This is a genomic window from Agrobacterium sp. FDAARGOS_525, assembly GCF_003938925.1.
Lineage (GTDB): Bacteria > Pseudomonadota > Alphaproteobacteria > Rhizobiales > Rhizobiaceae > Agrobacterium > Agrobacterium pusense.
In genome coordinates this window covers 2,093,379-2,115,139 of record NZ_RKIU01000004.1, presented here as the reverse complement: position 1 = coordinate 2,115,139, position 21,761 = coordinate 2,093,379, and the positions used below count along the sequence as shown (strand labels likewise).

Sequence of the window (21,761 nt, the reverse complement as noted above, 5' to 3'; positions counted from 1 at the left end):
GAGGGAATGACCCGACCGCACTTCAGGCAATGATGGTGTGCCTCTTTAGTACCCCGGCTGATGGAGAGCCGGCAGAGAACCAGAAAGGCCCGCACCGTCGTTGCTTCGTATGTCCTCGCATTTTCCGGTTGGCCGGAATAGCGACTGGAGGGGTTAGTTCCAGGTACCTTACCTAAATCCTCACCACATCGAGGAATCGGCGGACACACATGGGCACGTGCGACTTTGGGCAGCACGGGAGATAAGAATATTCGCCGTCATAATCAAGAGGATTTTTTCACCATATAGCGGAATTTTTCAGCAGCGATTTTAAGGTTGAACAGTCAGGATGCAGCGTTCAATTATATGGAACAAACTGGAGGGTTTTCATGGACACGCTCACGCGCATCCGCGCCTTTATCGATGTTGTCGAAGCGGAGGGGTTTTCCGCTGCGGCGCGCAAGACCGGGCGCTCCAAGGCGCTTCTGTCCAAATATGTGCGGGAACTGGAGGACGATCTCGGAGCGCTTCTCTTAAACCGAACCACGCGGCAGTTTTCGCTGACGGAAGCCGGGCACACCTATTACCGCACAGCATCCGACATTCTGAAGGAGATCGACAATCTCGCCGACCTTGTTCGGGAAAAGAATGCCGATCTGAAAGGAAAACTGCGGATCTCCGTTCCACGCACTTTCATCGACGCGGAGGTCGGCCAGAGCCTCATCGACTTCGCCAAGGAAAATCCGGAACTGTCGCTCGAGATCGTCGCGGAAGACCGATTCGTCGACCTGATCGAAGAAGGCTTCGATCTCGCGATCCGGATCACCCGGCTGGAGGATTCGGGCCTGATCGCCCGCAAGCTTTCCGATTTCCGGGTCTATGCGGTGGCGACGGCGGATTTCGTCGCGCAACACGGACCGCTCGATGGTCCGCAGGATTTCTCCCGCGTTCCCTTCATCATCGACACCAATACGCGTTTTCATAATACGGTGCGGTATCTGGAGCCGGATGGCGGCTCAAATTCGGTCGCCATCAGCGGACCCATCGAGGTCAACAGCCCACAGGCGACCCTGCGCGCCGCCCGTGCCGGCCTCGGCATCGCCATGGTGCCTGACTTTATCGCCCGGCCCTATATCCAGTCCGGAGAACTGGTGACGCTGTTCGACGATTATATTTCCAAGGACCGCGGCATTTATGCGGTTTATCCGCATCGCCGCTACCTGCCCGCCAAGGTGCGCAGCTTCGTGGATTATCTCTCGGCGTGGTTCAGGAAGAACGGGTGAAGGCGGCATTCGCCGAGCGTCCTTCCGTCATGCCGGACTTGATCCGGCATCCAGCCACGGCGCGTCTGCGCCGTGAAAGGACTCTCCCGCGATCAAGGACTTGATCGCCCTGGACCCCGGATCAAGTCCGGGGTGACGGAGTGGGGATGCAGCCGTCTCGCCAAATCCAAACCTAGGCAAAACTTTTAGCAGCATCGACGCCCGCCTTGCAGCGGACGTCGCATGGCAGAAGCCAGCTCGTCAGAACGGCGAATCCGGGAAGTAGAACTGCTCGGCATTGTCCTTGGTGATCAGCGTCGCATCGAGGATGTACTCACCCGCGACCGGCACCTGATCGTAGAAATGCCCGGCCGTCAGCTGCATGGCGGTCGCCACCATCGCCGGCGGATAGAGCACGTCGACCGGCACAAGCTTGTCGCCGTCCATGACCTTCTTGATCATGTCCTTGGACCCGGCGCCCGCGACGATATACTGGATATCGGTGCGTTTGGCCTGCTGGATGGCTTCCAGCACGCCAATCGCCATATCGTCATCCTGACACCAGACCACGTCGATCTTCTTGTACTTGGTCAGATAGTCCTGCATCACACGGAAGGCGTCGTCGCGGTTCCAGTTGCCGTACTGGCGGTCGAGAACCTTGACATTCGAGCCGGCGATACCCTTGTCGAAGCCATCCTGGCGCTGCTGGTCGATCGGGATCGGCAGGCCGCGAATGACCACGACTTCGGCATCCGGCGTCGTCTTCTTGATGTATTCGCCGGCCACCTGGCCGAGCGCCGGGTTGTTGCCGGCCACATAGAGATCGCGGATCGAATTGTCGTTGACACTCGGCGCGCGGTCGACGAGCGCGACGAAGGTGCCCTTGTCCTTGATCTCCTTGATGGCGTTGACAAGCGGATCGGGATCGGACGGCAGGACGACCAGCGCGTCGAGCCCCTGCACGGCCAGATCCTGCAGCGCATTGGCCTGGTTTGCGGCGTCCGGCGATGTCTTGACGATGACGTTGAGACCCGGATGCTCCTTCATCAGAAGCTTCGCCACACGTTCGGCATGGTAGACCACGCCCGCCGTCCAGCCATGGTCGGCCGCCGGAATGGACACGCCGATCGTGACCTTTTTGTCCTGCGCGTGGGCCGAACCCGCCAGCACCGTTGCCAGCGCGGCAAAGGCCACGCCGATGAATTTATTACGCATAGTCTCTTTCCTCCCAAGACCGGGGCGTTCCTCCTCCAACCGCGCCTGCCCCACATGGCGCGGCGTGATACCTTACCTGCGGCTGAGCGAGCGCTGCACCAGCATGGCGATGATGATGATGGCCCCCTGTATGGCGCCGATCAGATATTCGCTGACGAAGTTCGACAGGATCATGATGTTGCCGACGATCTCCAGAATGAAGGCGCCGCAGATCGTGCCCCAGATGCGCCCTACCCCGCCGCGCAGCGCCGTACCGCCGACGACGACGGCCGTAATCGCCTGCAGCTCCCACAACATGCCTGTCGTTGCCGAAGTAGACGCGAGGCGCGGAACGTAAAGCAGCACCGCAACGGCGACGCAGAGCCCCTGTACCACATAGGCGATGGTGCGAACCCGGGCGACCGAAATGCCGGAATAACGCGCAACATCCTCACTGGAGCCCACCGCCGTCAGATGCCGCCCGTAGCGGGTACGGTAAAGCACGAAGGCGGCTATCGCAGCCGTGACGAAGATGACGATGACCGGCACCGGCACGCCCAGAACATTGCCGAAATAGACCGGGCGATAAAGCGTCTGGATTTCCGGGTTGCGCAGCGTGATCGCGCCGCCCTGCGACAGCCAGGTCGTCAGCCCGCGATAGATACCCATGGTGCCGAGTGTGGCGATGAAGGGTTCGATGCGGCCGATGGTGGTGATGAGCCCGTTTACCAGCCCGCAGGCCGCGCCGATGGCGAGCGCGAGCGCCATTGCCGCAAGAAGCATAAGCAACGGGCTCGCTATCGCGCCGCTGTTCATGAACAGGATCATCAGGCTGGCCACGAAAGCAACCATGGCGCCCACCGACAGGTCCAGCCCGCCCGACGTGATGACATAGGTTGCGCCCAGCGCGATGATGGCGATGAAGGCGCTGCGGGTGATGACATTCAACAGATTGTAGATGCCGATGAAATTGGGATTGGCGATGGTGCCGAGAACCAGCAGCAGTGCCAGCGCCACGAAAGGCGCGACGGCGCGCAGGTCCCAGTCCTTCGAGGTCTTCGGCGTTTTGCCGTTATCAAATGCGGCCTCAGTCATATTTCCCCTCAGTTTCTTTTGTCAGGCCATGTTTCCCGGAAAGCGGGCGCTCAGGCGGGTTCCTGCGTGTGAACACCCGTCGCCAGCGCCACGATGTCGTTTTCAGTCATGCGCTCCCCCGTCACCTCACCGACAATCCTGCCCGAACGCATCACCAGAATGCGGTCGCAGATGCCGATCAGCTCCAGCATTTCCGAGGAAACCACGATGATCGACCGTCCCTCATCCGCAAGCCCGGCGATAAAGCGGTAAATCTGCTCCTTGGTGCCGATATCGATGCCGCGGGTCGGCTCGTCGATGATGACGATGGACGGGTCGAGCAACATCATCTTGGCCAGCAGCAGCTTCTGCTGGTTGCCGCCGGAAAGCTGGCCCGCCAGCAAGTCCTTGCGTCCTGTGCGAATGTCGAAGTCGCGCACTGCAGCATCAAGCGCGGCCGTTTCCCGGCCGGTGTCGATCTGGAACAGACGGCTGAATTTTTTCAGCGACGCAAGCGTGAGATTGACCCGCAGATCCTTGGTGAGCAACAGCCCCTTCCCCTTACGGTCTTCGCTGAGGTAAACGATGCCGGCCCTGAGACTGTCCTCCGCCTTGGCGAAGTGCACCGTCCGGCCAAGGTGACGCACCGTCCCACGCCCGGTCCGCAGGCCCAGCACACCCTCCATCAGCTCCGTCCGGCCCGCCCCCACCAGCCCGGCAAAACCGAGGATTTCACCTTTGCGCAGGCTGAAACCGGCATCCTGCGCATAACCGGGAACGTTGAAATGCTCCACCTCAAGAACAGGCTCGCGCTCGCCGCCGGCGTTCCGGTCGGGATAGAGTTTCGCCACATCGCGCCCCACCATCAGCCGCGCCATATCGGCCGGCTCCAGCTCCGAGGCCGGGTGAGAGGCGACCAGCCGGCCGTCGCGCAGCACGGTCACGCGGTCGGCGATTTCCTTCACTTCCGGCAGGCGGTGCGAGATATAGAGCACGGCCACGCCTTTCGCGCGAATATCGCGGATGACGTTAAGCAGCGCCTCGGTTTCGATAGGCGTCAGGCTGGCCGTCGGTTCGTCAAAAATGACCAGCCGATGCGGCACGAGCAGCACGCGCGCGATCTGTACCAACTGCCGCTGGGCGATAGACAGGCTGCCGACGATGGCGTCGGGGTCTATAGCGCCGCCCAGTTCGGTGATCGCCCTGCGGGCGCCGTCGCGCATGGCACGATCGTCCACCACCGGGCCCTTGCGCAGTTCGCGGCCAAGGTAGATGTTCTGCGCCACCGTCAGATCAGGCGCGAGCAATATTTCCTGATGGACGAGCACAATGCCGCGATGTTCGGCATCCACCGGCCCGCTCAGCGTGACAGGGTCGCCGTCGACACGGATCTCACCGCCCGAGGGCTTTTCATTGCCCGCCAGCAGTTTCATGAGCGTCGACTTGCCGGCGCCGTTCTCACCGATGATGGCATGCACCTCACCGGCCCGCACGTCTATCTCTATGTCCTTCAGAACCTGAACCGGTCCGAAAGATTTCGATAACCCGACCGTCCGGACAAGTGCCGGTTCCGCAGTAACCTCAGCAATAGCCATGCGCCCTCACCGACATCCGGTGCGAACGGGCGGCTCCTGCCCTTCGATTGTCCTTGAAGTGACCATGAGCGAACTCCTCCCAAAGCTCGGAGAAGAAGCTAGCGTTGGTTTTGAGGTACGTAAAGCAAATTTCGCTTGTGTGTTAGAATACACTGAAATGTGAGGGTCGTCCGGTGGACGAGGAGCCCGCAAAACGCCTCACTCTGCAGGGGAACGCTGGAAGCCTTTCATGAGGCGATGTACCGCTTCGGCGCCGTCGCTGGCCAGATCGAATCGTTTGCCGAACAGCACCCAGTCGGAGCACATGCCCTTCAAAAGCCAGTAAAGCGCTCCAAGCGCGGATTCCGCGGTCCAGTTGTCGTTAAACGCGCCTTCCGCCTGCGCCCGCTCGAAAGCCGCCTCCAGCCGCTCCTTGTGGTATCGATCCAGCTCCTCCTGAGCATGAAGAACGGGCGCGAACTCATCGGAATAATTGGTACGAAGACTGATCGTCATGATGCGCTGGCGCTGTTCGTCGCCCGCCAGGAGCGCCAGCCATTTGCAGGCCGCTTCTTCTATCCTGGAGAGCAGCGCCGCACCCTTGAGGTCGGGATCGCCGAAATCGAGCAGGTCGGATTCCGGCAGAGCCACCGATTGGTAAAGGCCGATGAAGAGATCGGTCTTGCTGGAAAAATGCCAGTATATCGCCCCGCGTGTGACCCCGGCCGCGGCCGCCACCTCGTCAAGCGAGCTGTTGGCAACGCCCTTCTTGAAGAACACCCGCTCGGCAGCGGCAAGGATCGCCTGACGCGTCTCTTCTGCCTCGGCCTTGGTACGGCGCATTCCGTTATCTCCTTCCACTGCCGGCACGGCGCTTCCGCACCGTGCCTTTCCTCAACACCGGGGCGTCATGACATGACGGTATCCCGGCTTTCCCTCGATGTTATTCCGCCGGTGAAACGGCGTCAGCAGCAATCTCGTTCTCCTTCTTCCGATCCCCGAAAATCTTCATGACGAAAACAAAGAACACGGGAACGAAGAAGATCGCGAGGATCGTCGCCGAGATCATGCCGCCGAGAACACCGGTACCGATGGCATTCTGGCTCGCGGCGCTCGCACCGGAGGCGATCGCCATGGGCAGCACGCCGAGCGAGAAGGCGAGCGACGTCATCAGGATCGGCCTGAAGCGCAGATGCGCCGCCTCCACCGTCGCATCATAGGTGGATTTGCCCTCTGCCCGCAAATCCTTGGCGAATTCGATGATGAGGATCGCATTTTTCGCGGAAAGGCCGATGATGGCGACGAGGCCGACGAGGAAGTAGACATCGTTCGGCATGCCGCGCAGCATCACCGCCGCCACCGAGCCGATGACCCCGAGCGGCACCACCAGCATGACGGAGAGCGGAATTGACCAGCTTTCGTAAAGCGCTGCGAGCAGCAGGAAGACGAACAGCACGCTGAGACCGATGAGCGCCGGTGCCTGCGAACCCGACTGGATTTCCTGCAGTGACTGGCCGGTCCATTCGAAACCGAAACCGCCGGGCAATTCGCGCGCCAGACGTTCCATTTCGGCAATGGCATCACCGGAGGAGTAGCCCGGCGCCGCCTGGCCACCGATACGGATCGCCGGATAGCCGTTATAACCGACCACCTGAGAAGGACCGCGCACCCATTCCACCGAGGCGAAAGAGCTGATCGGCACCATGCCGCCATTGGCGTTGCGGACGTTGAGGTTCAGAAGATCCTCGGTCTTCATGCGCTGGCCCTGTTCGGCCTGCACCGTCACGCGCTGCATACGGCCGGCATTGGGGAAGTCGTTGACGTAGGACGAACCCATATTGGCCGAGATGGTTGCGTTGATATCGCTGAAAGTCACGCCGAATGTGTTTGCCTTCTCGCGGTCGATGACGAGATTGACCTGCGCCGCATCCGGCATGCCTTCGATGCGAAGGCCGGCAAGGATGGGGCTCTGCCGCGCCGCGGCCATCAGCTGCGCGCCGGCGGCGCTCAGTGCCGTCTGGCCCGCTCCGGACCTGTCCTGCAGGCGGAAGGTAAAGCCGCTGGAGTTGCCGAGACCCTGAATGGGCGGCGGCGACAGCGCAAAGGACATTGCGTCCGGCAGGCCCCAGAGCTTGCCATTGATCCGGGCTGAGATGGCCGCTGCAGAATCCTCCGGTCCACGTTCGCTCCAGTCCTTCAGCGTCGCGAAGGCGAGGCCGGCATTCTGGCCGGAACCGGAGAAGGAGAAGCCCGACACGGCGATGACGCGTTCAACCGCCGGCTCTTCCAGGAAGATCTTTTCGATCTGCTGGATGGACTGCAGGGTGCGGTCGCTGCTGGCTTCCGCAGGCGCCTGGATGTCCACGATCAGGTAGCCCTGGTCTTCGTTCGGCAGGAACGAGCTCGGCAATTGCATATAGGCCCAGCCGAGACCGGCCAGCAGCGCCGCATAGATCACCATGAAGCGGCCGGAGCGCTTGATGATGCCGCCGACCGAAGACGAATATTTGTGCGACGCCTTGTCGAAGTTGCGGTTGAACCAGCCGAAGAAGCCCTTCTTTTCATGATGCCCGGCCTTGATGGGCTTCAGGAAAGAAGCGCACAGCGCCGGCGTCAGCGACAGGGCCAGGAAGCCGGAGAACAGGATCGACACCACCATGGTCAGGCTGAACTGCTGGTAGATGATGCCGACGGCGCCGGGGAAGAAGGCCATGGGCACGAACACGGCCGTCAGCACCAGCGTGATGCCGATGATCGCGCCGGAAATCTGGCCCATTGCCTTGCGGGTCGCCTCCTTCGGCGACAGATGCTCTTCCGCCATGATGCGCTCGACATTCTCAACGACGACGATCGCGTCATCCACCAGAATGCCGATGGCGAGAACCATGGCGAACATGGTCAGAACGTTGATCGAGAAACCCGAGACATACATGATTGCGCAGGTGCCGAGCAGCGCCACGGGCACCACCAATGTCGGAATGATGGTGTAGCGGATGTTCTGGAGAAACACGAACATCACCACGAAGACGAGGATGATGGCCTCGATCAGCGTGTGAATGACCTTCTCGATCGAAATCTTGACGAAGGGGCTGGTATCATAGGGAATTTCATACTCTATGCCCTGCGGGAAATAGCGCGACAGCTCCTCCATCGTGGCGCGTACGCCCTCCGATGTCTGCAGCGCATTGCCGGTCGGCGACAGCTGCACGCCGATGGCGGCACTCGGCTTGCCGTTCAGGCGGCTCGAGAAGTTATAGCTTTCGCCGCCCACCTCCACACGCGCGACATCGCGCAGCCTGACGGAAGAACCATCCGGGTTGGCGCGCAGCACGATGGAGCCGAACTCTTCCGGCGAGGTGAGCTGACCCTGCACGTTGACGGTCGCGGAAATCTGCTGGCCAATCGGGTTTGGCGATGCACCGATGCGGCCGGCGGCGACCTGCGAGTTCTGCGCCTGGATGGCGCCGATGACGTCGCTCGACGTCAGGCTGAGGCCCAGCATCTTGTCCGGATCCATCCAGATGCGCATGGAGCGCTGGGTGGCAAAGAGCTGCGCGCTGCCGACGCCGGGAACGCGGCGCAATTCGCCGAGCACGTTGCGGCTGAGATAATCGCCGAGACCGATGGCATCGGTATTGCCGTCGACGGAGGTGAGCGCCACCATCATCAGAAACGAAGTGCCTGCCTGTTCCACGCGCAGGCCCTGCTGCGTCACTGCCTGCGGCAGGCGTGGCTCCACGCGTGCGATGCGGTTTTGAACTTCGACCTGCGCCTCACCGATATTGGTGCCTGGTTCAAACGTGACGTTGATCGAAATGCGGCCGGAAGCCTCCGATGTCGACTCGAAATAGATCAGGCCGGGAACACCGTTCAGTTCCTCTTCGATCGGGCGCGTGACGCTCTGGTAGATATCTTCCGGCGCAGCGCCGGGATAGGTCGTGGAGACCGAAATCTGCGGCGGCGCCACATTCGGATATTGCGCAATAGGCAGCATGGGAATGGCGAGCAGGCCCGCCAGCATGATGAAGATGGCGACGACCCAGGCAAAAATGGGCCGATCGATGAAAAAACGTGCCATGAAATCGGTCCTTATTGCTTCTGGGCCGGAGCCGCGCTCTCGCTGCCTGCGGCAGCGGCGACATCGGCCTCGTCGGACCAGGGTTCAGGCTTCACCTTGGCTCCCGGGGCGGTCTTCTGGAAGCCTTCGGCAACAACGCGGTCGCCATCCTTCAGCCCTTCCGAAATTACCCAGCGGTCACCGATGGAACGGCCGACGCTGACGCGCCGCTGCTCGACCGTATCTTCGGCGTTGACGACAAGCACGCTCGCCTGACCGCCGGCATCGCGCTGAACCGCCTGCTGCGGCACCGCGAATGCAGCCTTCTGAATGCCCTGCTGGATCTGCACGCGGACATACATGCCCGGCAGCAGATCGCCGTTCGGGTTGGGAAATTCGCCGCGCAGCGTCACCTGGCCGGTGGTCTCATCAACCGCCGCTTCCGAAAACAGCAGACGGCCGGGCTGCGGGTAACGGCTGCCGTCATCGAAGAGCAGATTGACTTCGGCTTCATTCGGGCCGGTCATCAGCTTGCCGTCCTGAAGCGCCTTGCGCAGCCGAATGAGATCGGCCGCCGGCTGGGTGAAGTCGGCATAGATCGGATCAAGCTGCTGGATCGTCGCCAGGTTTTCAGAGCCGGTCGCGCTGACGAGCGCGCCTTCCGTAATACGCGCGCGGCCGATCCGGCCGCTGATCGGGGCTTTGACATCGGCATATTGAAGATTGAGCTTCGCTTCCGCCAGGCCTGCCTCAGCCACCGCCACCTCGGCATCGGCCTGCGCCAGCTGGGCAATGGCGTTGTCGAATTCCTGCTGCGAACCAACGTTGGAACGGCGCAGCTGTTGCTGCCTGTCGGCCGTCTGGCGCGCCTGAAGCTGCGCGGCCTGCGCCCGGCGCAACGTGCCCTCGGCGCTGTCGACGCGCACCTGGAACGGGGCGGGATCGATGCGGTAGAGGACATCGCCTTCCTTCACCAGCGAACCCTGCTCGAACACGCGCTCAACGATGATGCCTGAGACACGCGGGCGCACTTCCGCAAGTCGCGTCGGTGCAATGCGGCCCGGCAGGTCGTTGGTTATCGGCAACTCTTCCTGCTTTACGGTCACGACCTTGACTGCACCAGGCGGCGGCGCGCCGGGGGCAGACGCCTGCTCGTCGCTACATCCGACCACAACGATGCCCGCCAACAACACCGCCACGATCTGCCCCAGTCTATTCGCCATTCTGCGCTCCGAATCCATGAAAAAGGTCACATTTACATACATACTAAGACGTATGTAAATTTCTGACAATAGAATTGTTGCAGCGCAAAACCGGCCTCACGCGCTTGTGAAGCCGCGCGAGACGGCGTGGAAACACGGCCTGCATTCGCAAGAACATCGGGAAACGGAAGGCACTGGGACCCACGACGGCGTGGGTCCCGCCTTGGGCCTTATGGCCGGAAGATCAGAAATAATTGCGAGAGCAAGGGTCGACGACCCGTCTTACCCTCAGGACAAACGCTTCAGCGAGCTGGCTTCGGGCTGGGGGCCGGCATTGGTCTTGTCGTTATTGTCGGCAGATCTGTTACGCAGCGCCGCGTAATAGGCATTTTTCTGCTCGTACATATTCATATCGGCGCGGCGCACCAACGATTCCATCGTCTCGCCTGCCTCGCTGGTCGCCACACCCAACGACAGGCTGAGCGGCGCGCTGGAATAGAACTGGTTGTTGATCTTCAGCAGCTCATAAACGGTTTCGACCATGGCGGCGGCCACCTGCTTGTCGGCGCCGGGAAGAAGAATGGCGAATTCGTCGCCGCCGATGCGGGCTGCATGGTTCGGCGCGGTCACCACGCCGTTCAGCACCTCGCCCATGCGTCGCAACAGGGCGTCGCCGGCATCGTGCCCAAGCTTGTCATTCGCGTCCTTCAGGCCGTTGAGATCGATCACGATCGCCGATACGGGCCGCAACGCGCTGCGCTCCAGCCTGTTCAGCTCGTCGGAATAGAAGGCGCGGTTGTGCAGCTTGGTCAGCACATCGTGCTTGCCGAGATATTCGAGGTAGGCTTCGGCTTTCTTGCGCGCGGTAATATCCGTCAGCGCCACCTGCACCAGAGACCAGTCCCGCTCATACCCGGGAAAAACCGAAAAATGCAAAAGCAGATGCCTCTCGGAACCGTCCAGCGCGTAGTTCACCACCTCGCGGTGATGGCTGAGATTACCGTTCCAGAGTTCCATCAGCTGTTCGCGGAACGGCTTTTCCATCTCGTCTCGGAAAATATCGCCGAGCCGCTGCAGCAGAACCTGCCGGTCCGGCGCACAGAACAGGTCGAGCGTCGCGCGATTGACGTCGATGACGCGGATTTCGCTCATGCATTGCCGCACGAATTCCGGATGCACATCCATGAAGACCCGGAAATCGATGATGCCGCGCTCCCTGACCTCCTCGATCAGGCGCCTTACCCGGCTGAAATCCTCCACCCATAGGGACACAGGCGAATGTTTGAACATGCCCTCGGCATAACGGCGGTTGAGCAGCTCCTTGCGGCGGGCCTCCTCCCGCTCCGTTACATCCTCGGTGGTCAGAAGCAGCCGGTCGAGCGTGTCCTCGTGGCCGGGTATCACCGCGCCGCGCAACTGAATGTCCAGCCGCTTGCCACCGATCGAATAATTGACAGCATTGCTGGTGAATTCCGTCTTGCCGGCCCAGAGTTCGGAAAGCTCGTTCACATGGCTCTCTAGCATGTCATCGCGAAAGATGCGGTGCAGATTGTCGACGAGATGGCCCTGGTCGTGGGCCTCGAACAGTTCCAGCGTCCTGGCGTTGACCTGGATGACGCGGATCTTCTGCGAACAGGCCGCCACCCTTGTCAGATCGTCCAGAAGAAACGCCCTGAGATCCTCTACGCCCTCCGCCCGCCAGATATCGAACTGGCGCTTTACCTCGCTGAAATCCTCGATCCACATCGCCACGGGCGCAAGATTGAAGACATTGGCATCGATCGTCTCAGTCATACGGGCAAGTCTTCTCAAGGATAGGTGCAGGCGGATCACCAAACGGAGCGGCGCAGCAATAGCCGCCGCCTACGGGAATTTATTAGGGATATTCGATCCAAAGCAAGCATTTATCGCGCAAGCCGCCGGATTGCGCGACAATTCATGGTTTTTTGCAGACCGCAGGCCCGTTACCAGAGCTTCACGTGTCGGTTTACATCCTTATAGAGCAGATAGCGGAATCGGCCCGGCCCGCCCGCATAACACGCCTGCGGGCAATAGGCGCGCAGCCACATGAAGTCGCCGGCCTGCACCTCCACCCAGTCCTCGTTCAGCCGGTACACGGCCTTGCCTTCGAGAACATAGAGGCCGTGTTCCATGACGTGGGTTTCCATGAAGGGAATGGTCGCGCCCGGCTCGAAGGTGACGATGTTGAGATGCATGTCGTAACGCACGTCATCAGGATCGATGAAACGGGTCGTCGCCCATTTGCCGTCGGTGTCCGGCATTGCCGAAAGGGCGGTCTCGTCTTCATGGGTGAAGATCGCCGGCGGTGGCTCCAGCCCGTCTACGGCCTGAAACGCCTTCCGCACCCAGTGGAATTTGACCGGCGCCTTGCCCGAATTACGGATCTGCCAGCGGCTGCCGGCCGGAAGGAAAGCGAAGGAGCCCTCCCGCAGCTCATGCCGGGCGCCCTCGAATTCCACGGTCATCTCGCCATCGACGACGAAGATCGCCGCCTGCGCCCGTGCGTCCGGCTCCGGACGGTCGCTGCCGCCGCCGGGCTGCACTTCAACGATATATTGCGCGAAAGTCTCGGAAAAGCCGGTCATCGGCCGGGCGATGATCCAGGCACGCGTGCCGGTCCAGTGGGGCAGCACGCTTGTCACGATATCGGACATCACGGTCTTGGGGATGACAGCATAGGCGGTCTTGAATACAGCCTTGCTCGACAGGAGTTCCGTCTGCCCGGGCAGACCGCCCATATCCGAATAATATCTCTTCATTTCAGCCATTCCATTCTGCAATGCATTCGGCGCGGATTCTTAGGCCCGCGACGAGGTTTAAGCAAATGGTTATTGGCAGGAAGACGGGCCGAAGGATGTCATGCCTTCTTACGCATCGTCGCGTAGACGATATTGTGGTTCTCGCCAAAGAACACCTCGGCCTCGATGCTGTCGGGATCGGCGCTGGCATTGACGATCCGCCACATATCCGCCTTCGAGCGCAACAGCAGCGCCCAGTTCATGAAGGTTTCCATGTAGCCGTCCACAACGATGTCCTCGGAGAAGTTGGCGAAGAGGAACATGCCGCCGGGTTTCAGCATCTCCATGCAGCGCCGCGTGAGTTTGATCGCCACACGGTCGTTCAGGTAGTCGTATAGACCGGCTGCGTATATCAGATCGAAAGTGCCGAGCTCCTGCGTGCGCAGGACGATATCGCGCACCGAGCCGTCGATCGCCTCGATGCAGGTGCCGGCGAAATCGCGGGCAACGGAACCGACGCTCAAGGGGTCCTGATCGAGCGCCACCCAGCGCCGCAGCCTGCCCTCCTTCAGCGCCGCGGAAGCATCCGCCTCGCGCAGATGTCCGGACGCTATGGTGAGGATTTCGGTATCTTCACCGTGCCGGGCCGCCGCTTCGTCGACAAAACGCGTCAGCAGATCCCGTCGCTCGCGCACCGCCACGGAAGAACTGGCGTCCTTCGTATAGTCGTAAAGATCACGCCCCAGCGGCGTCGCATTCTTCACCAGACCGGCAACGCTTTCGTGGCCATAGATAAAATCCAGCAATTGCGCATCGCCGGAATAACCCCGCGGCTTGTCGAACGACCAGCGCGTGAACGGATCCTGCAGAAAACGCTCCGACACGGGGTGATTCTGTATGATGGGGATCAGTTCAGCCCACACGCTTGAGTGGAGTTTTTCTCGCAACCCATGCAGCGCCCCCGCCGTTCGATGTATTATGTCATGTGCTGAAATACCATTATCGAACTGCTGCTGTGCCAATTCGAGAATGATGGCAATTTCTGCTTTTGCAACTGCGAACTGCTCATCGAACGTTTTCGTTTTGCGTGCAAAAATCTCTTTTGCGACAGTATCCGGGGTGATCAGACTTGCCCCATCCAGATTTTTCTTCTTTACCCGCACCACTTCAGCCTCCAGTGTTAACACATTGTTAACTATACGTTTCTGGGACACCGAAGGCCACTCGATTTCGATTTTTGCGCGGTGTAGGGATAGATTAGTAAATTAGCGTATTTTTTTGGTCACACTCTCGGGTGGCGGCTGGGAGGATAGGCGGTTTAGTGAAACTTAATGTTGCGAACGTATGATGCGTTCTTCCTTTCCATGGTCTCAATCCGCTTTGGCAGAGATCGACAGGAACCCGAACTGGGTGCGACAGCACACGGAAAAGTGGAATAAGCAGTTACTTAATAAGTATACGCAACACTATGGGAAAGTGCATGAAGCACACATTGGGAGAGGTGAGTGGACAGCAAGACTATCGGCGGCCGGACTCCCGGTTTTCTGATGAACTTCTTGCCCTTTACCAGCAGGAAGGCGAACGCGGCCGCCGGGGTTCTATCCGTCGGGGCCTGTGGACGGCTGTCTTCATTTATCTTCTGTTTGCCGCTTCAGACATCGTTCTGATACCCGACGTCGCGTTTTACACCATTGTCGCACGTTTCGCGGTCGCCGTATCAGCGCTGCTGACACTGGAAATCCAGCTACGCCGGGGAGCCAGCACCGCAGCGCTCGACCTCACCTGTGCGACCGCCCTCGTCATGGGTTATATCGGCTGGCTGTTGCCATCGCTGCTGACCGACAATATCGAAAACATGTCCTATTACATGGTTTTCGGGGCGATCTTCATGATGGGCGCCAATCTGTTTTTCACTTTCAGATTCCATCTGTCGCTGGTGTCATCGGGCATCATTCTCGTCACCTATTTTCTGGCGGCGACGCAGTTTCCTGAAGACGCTTTCTACAAATTCGCTTTCGGCACCTTCTATATCTCCTGCTTCGTCTTCACGTCTTATGTGAACTGGAACCTGAACAGGGAACGCTACCATGTCTTCGTCAACGGGCTGGAAGCGAAGGCCCAGCAGAAGGCGGCGGATGAGCGTGGCCAGGCGCTGCTGCGTCTTTCCAACACCGATTCCCTGACCGGGCTGCAGAACCGCCGCGCCATCGATCACCATCTGCGCCTGTTGTGGGATAACTGGATGAAGAAGGAAGAAGGTTTTTCCGTATTCCTGATCGATGTCGATTTCTTCAAGAAATACAACGACCGTTATGGCCACCAGGAAGGCGACAAGTGTCTCGTGACCGTGGGTAATGCCTTGCAGGATGCAATCATCCAGCACGGCGCCTCGATCGGCCGCTATGGTGGCGAAGAATTCATCGTGCTGGCGCCATTCAAGTCCAAACAGCAGGTTGGCGAGCTCGCCGAAACGATCCGCCATACCGTGGAAAGCCTGTCCCTCGCACATGACCAGCGCCGTGACGGCACCTTTATCGTCACTGTCAGCATCGGCGCCTCCTTCACCCGCCCCAATCCGGACGGCAAGCTGGAGAAGATCATCAACGAGGCCGATCGCGCGCTTTACATCGCCAAGGGCAATGGCCGCAATTGCATGAAGCTGTTCGATCCCGACGATCCGCAGACCAGCGACGAAACGGAAAACATCGCCGCTCTTCTGAAGATCGCAGTTGCGGAGAACCTTGTTTCCCTTGTCTACCAGCCGATCTTGAACATCTCGACCAATGAAACGACAGGCGTCGAGGCGCTGATGCGACTTCGCCTGCTGGATGGCAATTCCGTCGCCCCCGGCATCTTCATCCCGATCGCCGAGCGTACCGGCACGATCATGGAACTGGGCCTGTGGACCATCAAGACGGTCTGCAAGCACATATTGGCCGATGACAGGGTTGATGTCGTCAGCGTCAATGTGTCACCCATGCAATTGAAGAACCCTGGGTTTGCCACGTCCGTCGCGGCCATTCTCGTGGAAGCCGGTATTGCCGGCAACAGGCTCGCCTTCGAAATCACCGAAGGCCTGGACATGGAAATGCATTCGGATGTGCTGCGTTGCCTGAACGACCTGAAGACGCTTGGCATCAAAATCTGGCTGGATGATTTCGGAACGGGTTTCGCCGGGCTGTCATGGCTGCGCATGACGGATTTCGATACCGTCAAGATTGATCGTTCCTTCCTGCATGACAGCAAGACCCCACGCGGACGGGCGATGCTGCAGGACATGATCCGCCTCATTCGCAATCGCGGCCATAAAATTTTGATCGAAGGCGTGGAAACCGAGGAACAGCTAAGGCTCGTGCGCCAGATGGAAATCGATTACGCGCAGGGCTATTACATCGGCCGCCCGGTCGTGGCGGAAAGGCTGGGACCCGCAAAAGCACCCTATCCGCGCCCCAGCATGCTTCTTCGTCCCGCCTGAGCGGGCGCTGACAATCGTGGAAGCTTAGTGATATGCGGGCGGGCTGACCGAAAACCTTGCCGCCATTTCCGAAAAGGCCGCGCGGGTGACCGGATCGACCGGCGCTCCTTCCCTTTCCCGCTTCGCCGCCACCGCCCATTCGCGATCGCCAGGCGCCATGACCTTGCAATCCTCGCGAACGGGGGAACCCCGCAGCACTTCGAGATAGCGCTTCATGCCCTCGTCAAACGCGTCGCGCTCGAGGAAGGCTTCTGGTTTCAGCGCCAGAACGAAGGCACCAAGCCCGCGCGGCGTGGAGAAATCCGGCCCGCCCATCGGGGCGATATCGAAGCTCAGCTTCATGCCGGTCAGAACCGCACTGAAAATCTCCACCATTCCCGCCAGCGCCGCGCCCTTGAAGCCGAATTCGCCGCCGACAGGGGCAAGCATTTCCGCAGCATTCGGATCCCTTGTATCGACGCCGTCACCATCCGAGGCAACGCCCGCAGGCAATTGCTGTCCTAGGCTGCGGTAAAGCAGCACGCGATTATAGGGCACCGCGCTGGTCGCCATGTCCAGCAGCCACGGCAGGTCATCCGCTGCAGGAACGCCGACGGCAATCGGGTTGGTGCCGTGAAAGCGCATGGCGCCATCATGCAGGCGCACGAAACTGTCCGAATTGCAGAATGCCAGGCCGATATAGCCCTGCCGGGCCGCCTCCAGCGCATAAGCCCCAGCCGGTCCGAAATGCGAGGAATTCCTGATCGCCACCGCGCCGATGCCAAATTTTTCCGCGAGCGCCATGGCGTTTTCCATGGCCGCATAGGTGGCGCGGGCGCCGTGGGCGTTGTCCGCATCCACCGTCTCCACCGCGCCGAAGCCGGAAACGCGGCTGATCTGCGGCCGCGGATTGAGACGCCCGCCTTCAAGTGCGGTGACATAATGAGCGAGCAGGCGCACACCGTGGCTGTCAACGCCAAGCCGCGTACCATGCATCATGGCGCGGGTCGCCGCATCGGCCGTCTCGTCATCCGTACCGGCAGCGAGGAAAACGGCGCGGCAGAACCGATCCAGCTCATCCAGCCTCGCCAGAGCAGGGACGTTTTCATTGCTGTGCGACATGCGGGGAACCCTCCCGATTCCAGAATCCATGCCGCACAGGCTATTCATGGGATAGGTTTTTGCAATCGAATATCACGTGGAAAACGTCGATCGGCGCGGCGGCGGCGGAAAGCGGCCTATTTGCGCGGCGGGGCGATACTGCCCCTCAGCACCAGCCGGCAACCGAGTTCCAGCCGGTGCGCCGGCCGGGTGGGATCGGCCGCCACCAGCCGCTGCTCCAGCAGCGACAGCGCCGCCCCGCCCAGCCTGTCGGCGGGCAACTGGATGGTGCTGAGAGGCGGTGTGCTGAAGGCGGCTGGCATGATGTCATCGAAACCCAGCACCGAGACATCCTCGGGCACCCGGATACCGGCCTCCCCCAAGGCCTTCAGACAGCCGAGCGCCAGATTATCGGCGGCGCAGAAAATCGCGGTGGCGTTTCGCAGCGGTCGCTGCTCGGCAAGCAGACGGCGGATAGCCACCTCTCCCCATTCCGGTTCGTAGCTCTCGACCTCGATGACCATATCGGCCGGAACGGCAAGGCCCGTTGCAAGGAATGCATCGTTATAGCCATCATGACGACGGCGGATCGTCGTGCGGCCCTTCCAGGTCACATGCACAATATTGCGATGCCCGAGCGACAGCAGATGCTCGATGCCGAGGCGGGCGCCGAACCGGTTCTCCGCCGTTACCGTATCGACGATCATGGCCGGATCTTCGCCATTGATCAGCACCACGGGCTTGCCAAGCGCGGAAAGCGCCTCGACCAGCTGCGGCCTGTCGTCATTCAGAACCACGACACCGTCCACATTATCTGTCCTGACGGCCTCGGCAACCGCCACGGGGTCGAGCCGGCTCGTTGCACTGACATAGGGAACGATGCGGATTCCGCGCCGCTCGCATTCGCGGCGGAAGCCGTTCAACATTGTCCAGCTGACCATGTTGAGGTCGCTCTGCGGTGCCGCGTCATTGGTCATGGCCAGCAGGACGACACGCAAGGTGGCGATGGTCGCCTTCTGGCGCCGGTTTTCGAGATAACCAAGCGACCGGGCGGCTTCCAGAACCCGCTCGCGAACCTGCGTGGTGAGCGGCGCCGTGCCGTTGATCGCATGCGAAGCCGTGCTCAGCGAAACATTCGCCTCCCGCGCGACGTCCTTAAGCGTCGTTTTCCTGTCTATTTTCATAAAAGGGAATTCAACCACTCTTCTTCGGACGGCCCTGGCGGAAAGACTCACGCAATCGATCTGAAGAATAACCGCGCCGGTCTGCTGCTCTCTCGTTACCGGAGACTACAGCATCATCCGTAAATGCGGAATTGATTTCTCCGGCTTAGGCGATCGTCCGGTTGCCGCCCGCGCTTCACCGCGGGCGGCAGCGTGGTCAGAGCGCGCCGGCGATGTGGTCGATGCTGGCTTTCACGGCAGCGGCCGGGTCCTTCAGGTCATGAACTTCCGTCGCAAAGGGCTCGAAGCTGTAGGGGCCCTTGTAACCGGCGGCCTCCAGCGCCCTGATCTGGGCGATATTCTCCAGCCGGTCGGCGCCATCCACCAGGACGCGGTGGGCATCCAGCATGTCGGCGACGGAGACGGCGGGGTCGGTGACGCCGGAAATGTGGACGAGACCGGTGCGTTCGGGGAAAAACGCCATCTCGCCCGCGAGGTGATGGTGGAAGGTGTCGTGCACCAGCCTGTAGACATCGCCGCCGCCGGCCACATCAATGGCTCTCACCGCCTCGGTCTTGGTGCGCAGCGAGGAGACCGGGAAGCCGAGCGGTTCGACAAGACCGGTAAGGCCCCTCTCCTCAAGGATCGGCTTCATGGCCTTCAGCGCCGTCACGAGATCGTCGAAGGAAACCGCCCTGCCGTCATTGAGCGGGCACATGACCAGCGCTTTTGCACCGCTCGCCGCGGCGTAATCGGCCATGGCGACGGCGCGCTGCGGCAGGTCGCCCGACCAGACGTTGAAGGGATAAAGCGCGTTGATGGAGATGATCGTCACGCCGGCCTTTTCCGCCGCCGCCTTCACCTGCGCCGGTGTCACCGTACCGACAATATCCGGCAGGTCGTTGCGGATCTCGACCTCGGTGAGGCCGAGTTCGCGCGCGGTCTGGAAGAAGTCCTCGAGCGAAAGCGCCGGGGCGGTGATGTGGTTGATGGCAAAACGCATGAAAGACCTCACTGATAAAGGGCGGGACGGGCGGGAAGCCTGATTGCGACGGCTGCTCCGTCCGTCTCCTGCGCGGCGACGCAGGCATCGGAAGTGATCGCGGCCACGTAGCCGTCCCAGGAATTGGGGCCGGAGGCTGTTCCCTTCGCCGCCGCATGGATGAAGTCCTGCAATTCGACGTCGTAGCTCGCGATGAAGCGATCCTTCCAGTCGGTGAGAATATCGCTCTGCAGCTTGGCGCCGAGCCGTGTCTGTATCGCCATCGGCTCCGGCAGGCTGGCAATGCCGTCCTCGCCGACCACCTGGCACTGTATGTCGTAACCGTAGTGGCAGTTCACGAAGATTTCGACGTCGATGATCGTGCCCCTGGCCGTTTCCAGAATGACGATCTGCGGGTCCCTCAGCTTTGCATGGCTGCGGGCGGCGGCACGTGGAAAGAGAACCCGGGCCGACACATAGTCGTCATCGAGCAGCCAGCGCAGCACGTCGATCTCGTGGATCATCGTGTCGTGGATCGCCATGGGCGTCACATACTGCTCCGGAACGGTCGGGTTGCGATGGGCGGCATGGACCATGATCGGGGCGCCGATCATGGTGTCCACGGTCTTTTTCAGCGCCACGTAACCGGCATCGTAGCGGCGCATGAAACCCACCTGTACCAGCCGTTTGCCATGCACCACCTCAGCATCGACGATCCGCTTCGCGCCCTCTGCCGTCGTCGCCAGCGGCTTTTCGCAGAAGCACGGCTTGCCGGCGGCGATGGCCGCCAGCACATATTGCTCATGCGTCGCGCCCCAGGAGGTGACAAGCACGGCATCCACCTCAGCTGATGCAATGAGCTCCTCGCCGGTGGCGAAAATGGCGGCATCAGGGGCGATGTCTTTTTTGACCGCCTCGGCCGAGTCGCGGTTGACGTCGCTCAGCGCAACGACCTTCGCACCGCCCAGAACCTCATTGATACGTCGGGCGTGATCGCGCCCGATGGCACCGGTGCCGATGACACCAATTTTCACAGTCATCCGAAAAACCTCATTTCCAGTATTTGGCGACATATCGCCGGGTTTCGCTGAGCATGAAACGCGCGCTTTCATCGACACGATCTTCCCAGGCAAAGACGCAGTTCGACAGCACACCGTCGAATTTCATGTCGGCCAGCGTGGCGAAGAATATCTCCCAGTCGATCTCGCCTTGGCCGAAATCCGTGTGCTGGTGCACCCTGACTTTGGCGCCGGGCGGATTAACGATGTAGCGCAGCTGCGACGATTTGGTGTGGTCATAGGTATCGGCAAGGCGCACATGCACCAGATGACCTTCGGTCGCGCGCAGGTTGGCAACCATGTCCGGACCGTAAAAGAAGGTGTGAGGCGCGATGAAGGAGGCCTTTACCGCCTTGGAATTGATGGTCTTGATGATGTCGATGGCCGGCGCGATTTCCTCGACCCAGTCTTCGGGATGCGCCTCCAGCGACAGCACCAGCCCCTCCCGCTCGAGGATCGGAACCAGAACATCCATGGCGCGGAAGAACTGCGCTTCGCAGGTTTCCGGACGGTGCAGGCCGGACCGGTCGTTGAGGCTGCGCTCCGGCGAGCCTCCACGACCGAATTCCGAAACGAACATCGGGCACTCCATCTCCACCGCAATCTCGATGGCGCGTTTCCAGTTGTCGATCGCTACCTCCCATTCGTCCGGATACGGGCTCGCCCAGCGATACATGGGCTGCAGCGTGGCAAGGCCGACGCCGTGATCCTTCAGGGCTTTTTTGAATTCGGCGACGCGCTCGGGATAGACCTTCGGTCGCGTCCACCAGGACAGAAAATCCGGACGGGGTGAAAGTTCGACATAGTCGTAACCGAGCTCTGCGACCTTGCGGCAGGTCTCGGCCAGCGAAAGATGCCGGAACATGTGGGGATCGAGCGTATGTTTCATGGCTGTTTCCAGT

Annotated in this window: 16 protein-coding genes; 2 read left to right on the top strand and 14 right to left on the bottom strand. The window is 60.7% G+C overall.

All coding sequences use genetic code 11. The features are described from left to right. Positions 1 to 368: 368 nt before the first annotated feature. Positions 369 to 1,262, top strand: coding sequence for a LysR family transcriptional regulator (locus EGT36_RS26250; RefSeq protein WP_004445076.1), 894 nt, complete (start codon positions 369 to 371; stop codon positions 1,260 to 1,262). 240 nt (positions 1,263 to 1,502) lie between these two features. Here the strand turns inward: EGT36_RS26250 and EGT36_RS26245 are convergent, their stop codons facing one another. From EGT36_RS26245 to EGT36_RS26205, 9 genes are all read right to left on the bottom strand, one after another. Continuing rightward, positions 1,503 to 2,456, bottom strand: a complete 954-nt coding sequence (locus EGT36_RS26245) for a substrate-binding domain-containing protein (RefSeq protein ID WP_004445078.1) — start codon at positions 2,454 to 2,456, stop codon at positions 1,503 to 1,505. A 72-nt stretch (positions 2,457 to 2,528) separates the two neighbouring features. Then, entirely contained in the window at positions 2,529 to 3,530 is a 1,002-nt protein-coding gene (locus tag EGT36_RS26240; protein WP_125271361.1) for an ABC transporter permease, read from the bottom strand. 50 nt (positions 3,531 to 3,580) lie between these two features. Then, positions 3,581 to 5,104, bottom strand: coding sequence for a sugar ABC transporter ATP-binding protein (locus EGT36_RS26235; RefSeq protein WP_125271360.1), 1,524 nt, complete (start codon positions 5,102 to 5,104; stop codon positions 3,581 to 3,583). Positions 5,105 to 5,302: 198 nt separating this feature from the next. Beyond that, complete coding sequence (locus EGT36_RS26230) at positions 5,303 to 5,926, bottom strand: TetR family transcriptional regulator (RefSeq protein WP_125271359.1); 624 nt, start codon at positions 5,924 to 5,926, stop codon at positions 5,303 to 5,305. A 100-nt stretch (positions 5,927 to 6,026) separates the two neighbouring features. Then, the gene (locus tag EGT36_RS26225) at positions 6,027 to 9,161 is read right to left on the bottom strand and encodes a multidrug efflux RND transporter permease subunit (protein WP_022562699.1); all 3,135 of its coding nucleotides are present in this window, start codon (positions 9,159 to 9,161) and stop codon (positions 6,027 to 6,029) included. Between the two features lie 11 nt (positions 9,162 to 9,172). Next, entirely contained in the window at positions 9,173 to 10,363 is a 1,191-nt protein-coding gene (locus EGT36_RS26220; RefSeq protein WP_004445090.1) for an efflux RND transporter periplasmic adaptor subunit, read from the bottom strand. 267 nt (positions 10,364 to 10,630) lie between these two features. Next, complete coding sequence (locus EGT36_RS26215) at positions 10,631 to 12,136, bottom strand: sensor domain-containing diguanylate cyclase (protein WP_125271358.1); 1,506 nt, start codon at positions 12,134 to 12,136, stop codon at positions 10,631 to 10,633. Between the two features lie 170 nt (positions 12,137 to 12,306). Next, positions 12,307 to 13,131, bottom strand: a complete 825-nt coding sequence (locus tag EGT36_RS26210) for a bifunctional allantoicase/(S)-ureidoglycine aminohydrolase (protein ID WP_006700368.1) — start codon at positions 13,129 to 13,131, stop codon at positions 12,307 to 12,309. Positions 13,132 to 13,220: 89 nt separating this feature from the next. Beyond that, positions 13,221 to 14,267: a class I SAM-dependent methyltransferase gene (locus EGT36_RS26205; protein WP_006700367.1), complete on the bottom strand. Its 1,047-nt coding sequence runs from the start codon at positions 14,265 to 14,267 to the stop codon at positions 13,221 to 13,223. 314 nt (positions 14,268 to 14,581) lie between these two features. Between EGT36_RS26205 and EGT36_RS26200 the strand changes: the two genes are divergently transcribed. Beyond that, positions 14,582 to 16,576 carry a putative bifunctional diguanylate cyclase/phosphodiesterase gene (locus EGT36_RS26200; protein ID WP_125271357.1) on the top strand — a complete coding sequence of 665 codons (1,995 nt, stop codon included), beginning with the start codon at positions 14,582 to 14,584 and terminating at the stop codon, positions 16,574 to 16,576. Between the two features lie 24 nt (positions 16,577 to 16,600). Here EGT36_RS26200 and EGT36_RS26195 read toward each other — a convergent pair whose 3' ends face one another. From EGT36_RS26195 to EGT36_RS26175, 5 genes are all read right to left on the bottom strand, one after another. Continuing rightward, positions 16,601 to 17,677: an Ldh family oxidoreductase gene (locus EGT36_RS26195; RefSeq protein WP_006700206.1), complete on the bottom strand. Its 1,077-nt coding sequence runs from the start codon at positions 17,675 to 17,677 to the stop codon at positions 16,601 to 16,603. Positions 17,678 to 17,793: 116 nt separating this feature from the next. Continuing rightward, entirely contained in the window at positions 17,794 to 18,840 is a 1,047-nt protein-coding gene (locus EGT36_RS26190; protein WP_004445099.1) for a LacI family DNA-binding transcriptional regulator, read from the bottom strand. 196 nt (positions 18,841 to 19,036) lie between these two features. Further along, on the bottom strand, positions 19,037 to 19,822 hold the full coding sequence (locus tag EGT36_RS26185; protein ID WP_125271356.1) for a TIM barrel protein: 786 nt from the start codon (positions 19,820 to 19,822) through the stop codon (positions 19,037 to 19,039). Positions 19,823 to 19,830: 8 nt separating this feature from the next. Next, positions 19,831 to 20,841: a Gfo/Idh/MocA family protein gene (locus tag EGT36_RS26180; protein WP_125271355.1), complete on the bottom strand. Its 1,011-nt coding sequence runs from the start codon at positions 20,839 to 20,841 to the stop codon at positions 19,831 to 19,833. Positions 20,842 to 20,851: 10 nt separating this feature from the next. Continuing rightward, positions 20,852 to 21,748, bottom strand: a complete 897-nt coding sequence (locus EGT36_RS26175; protein ID WP_004445102.1) for a sugar phosphate isomerase/epimerase family protein — start codon at positions 21,746 to 21,748, stop codon at positions 20,852 to 20,854. Positions 21,749 to 21,761 lie beyond the last annotated feature (13 nt).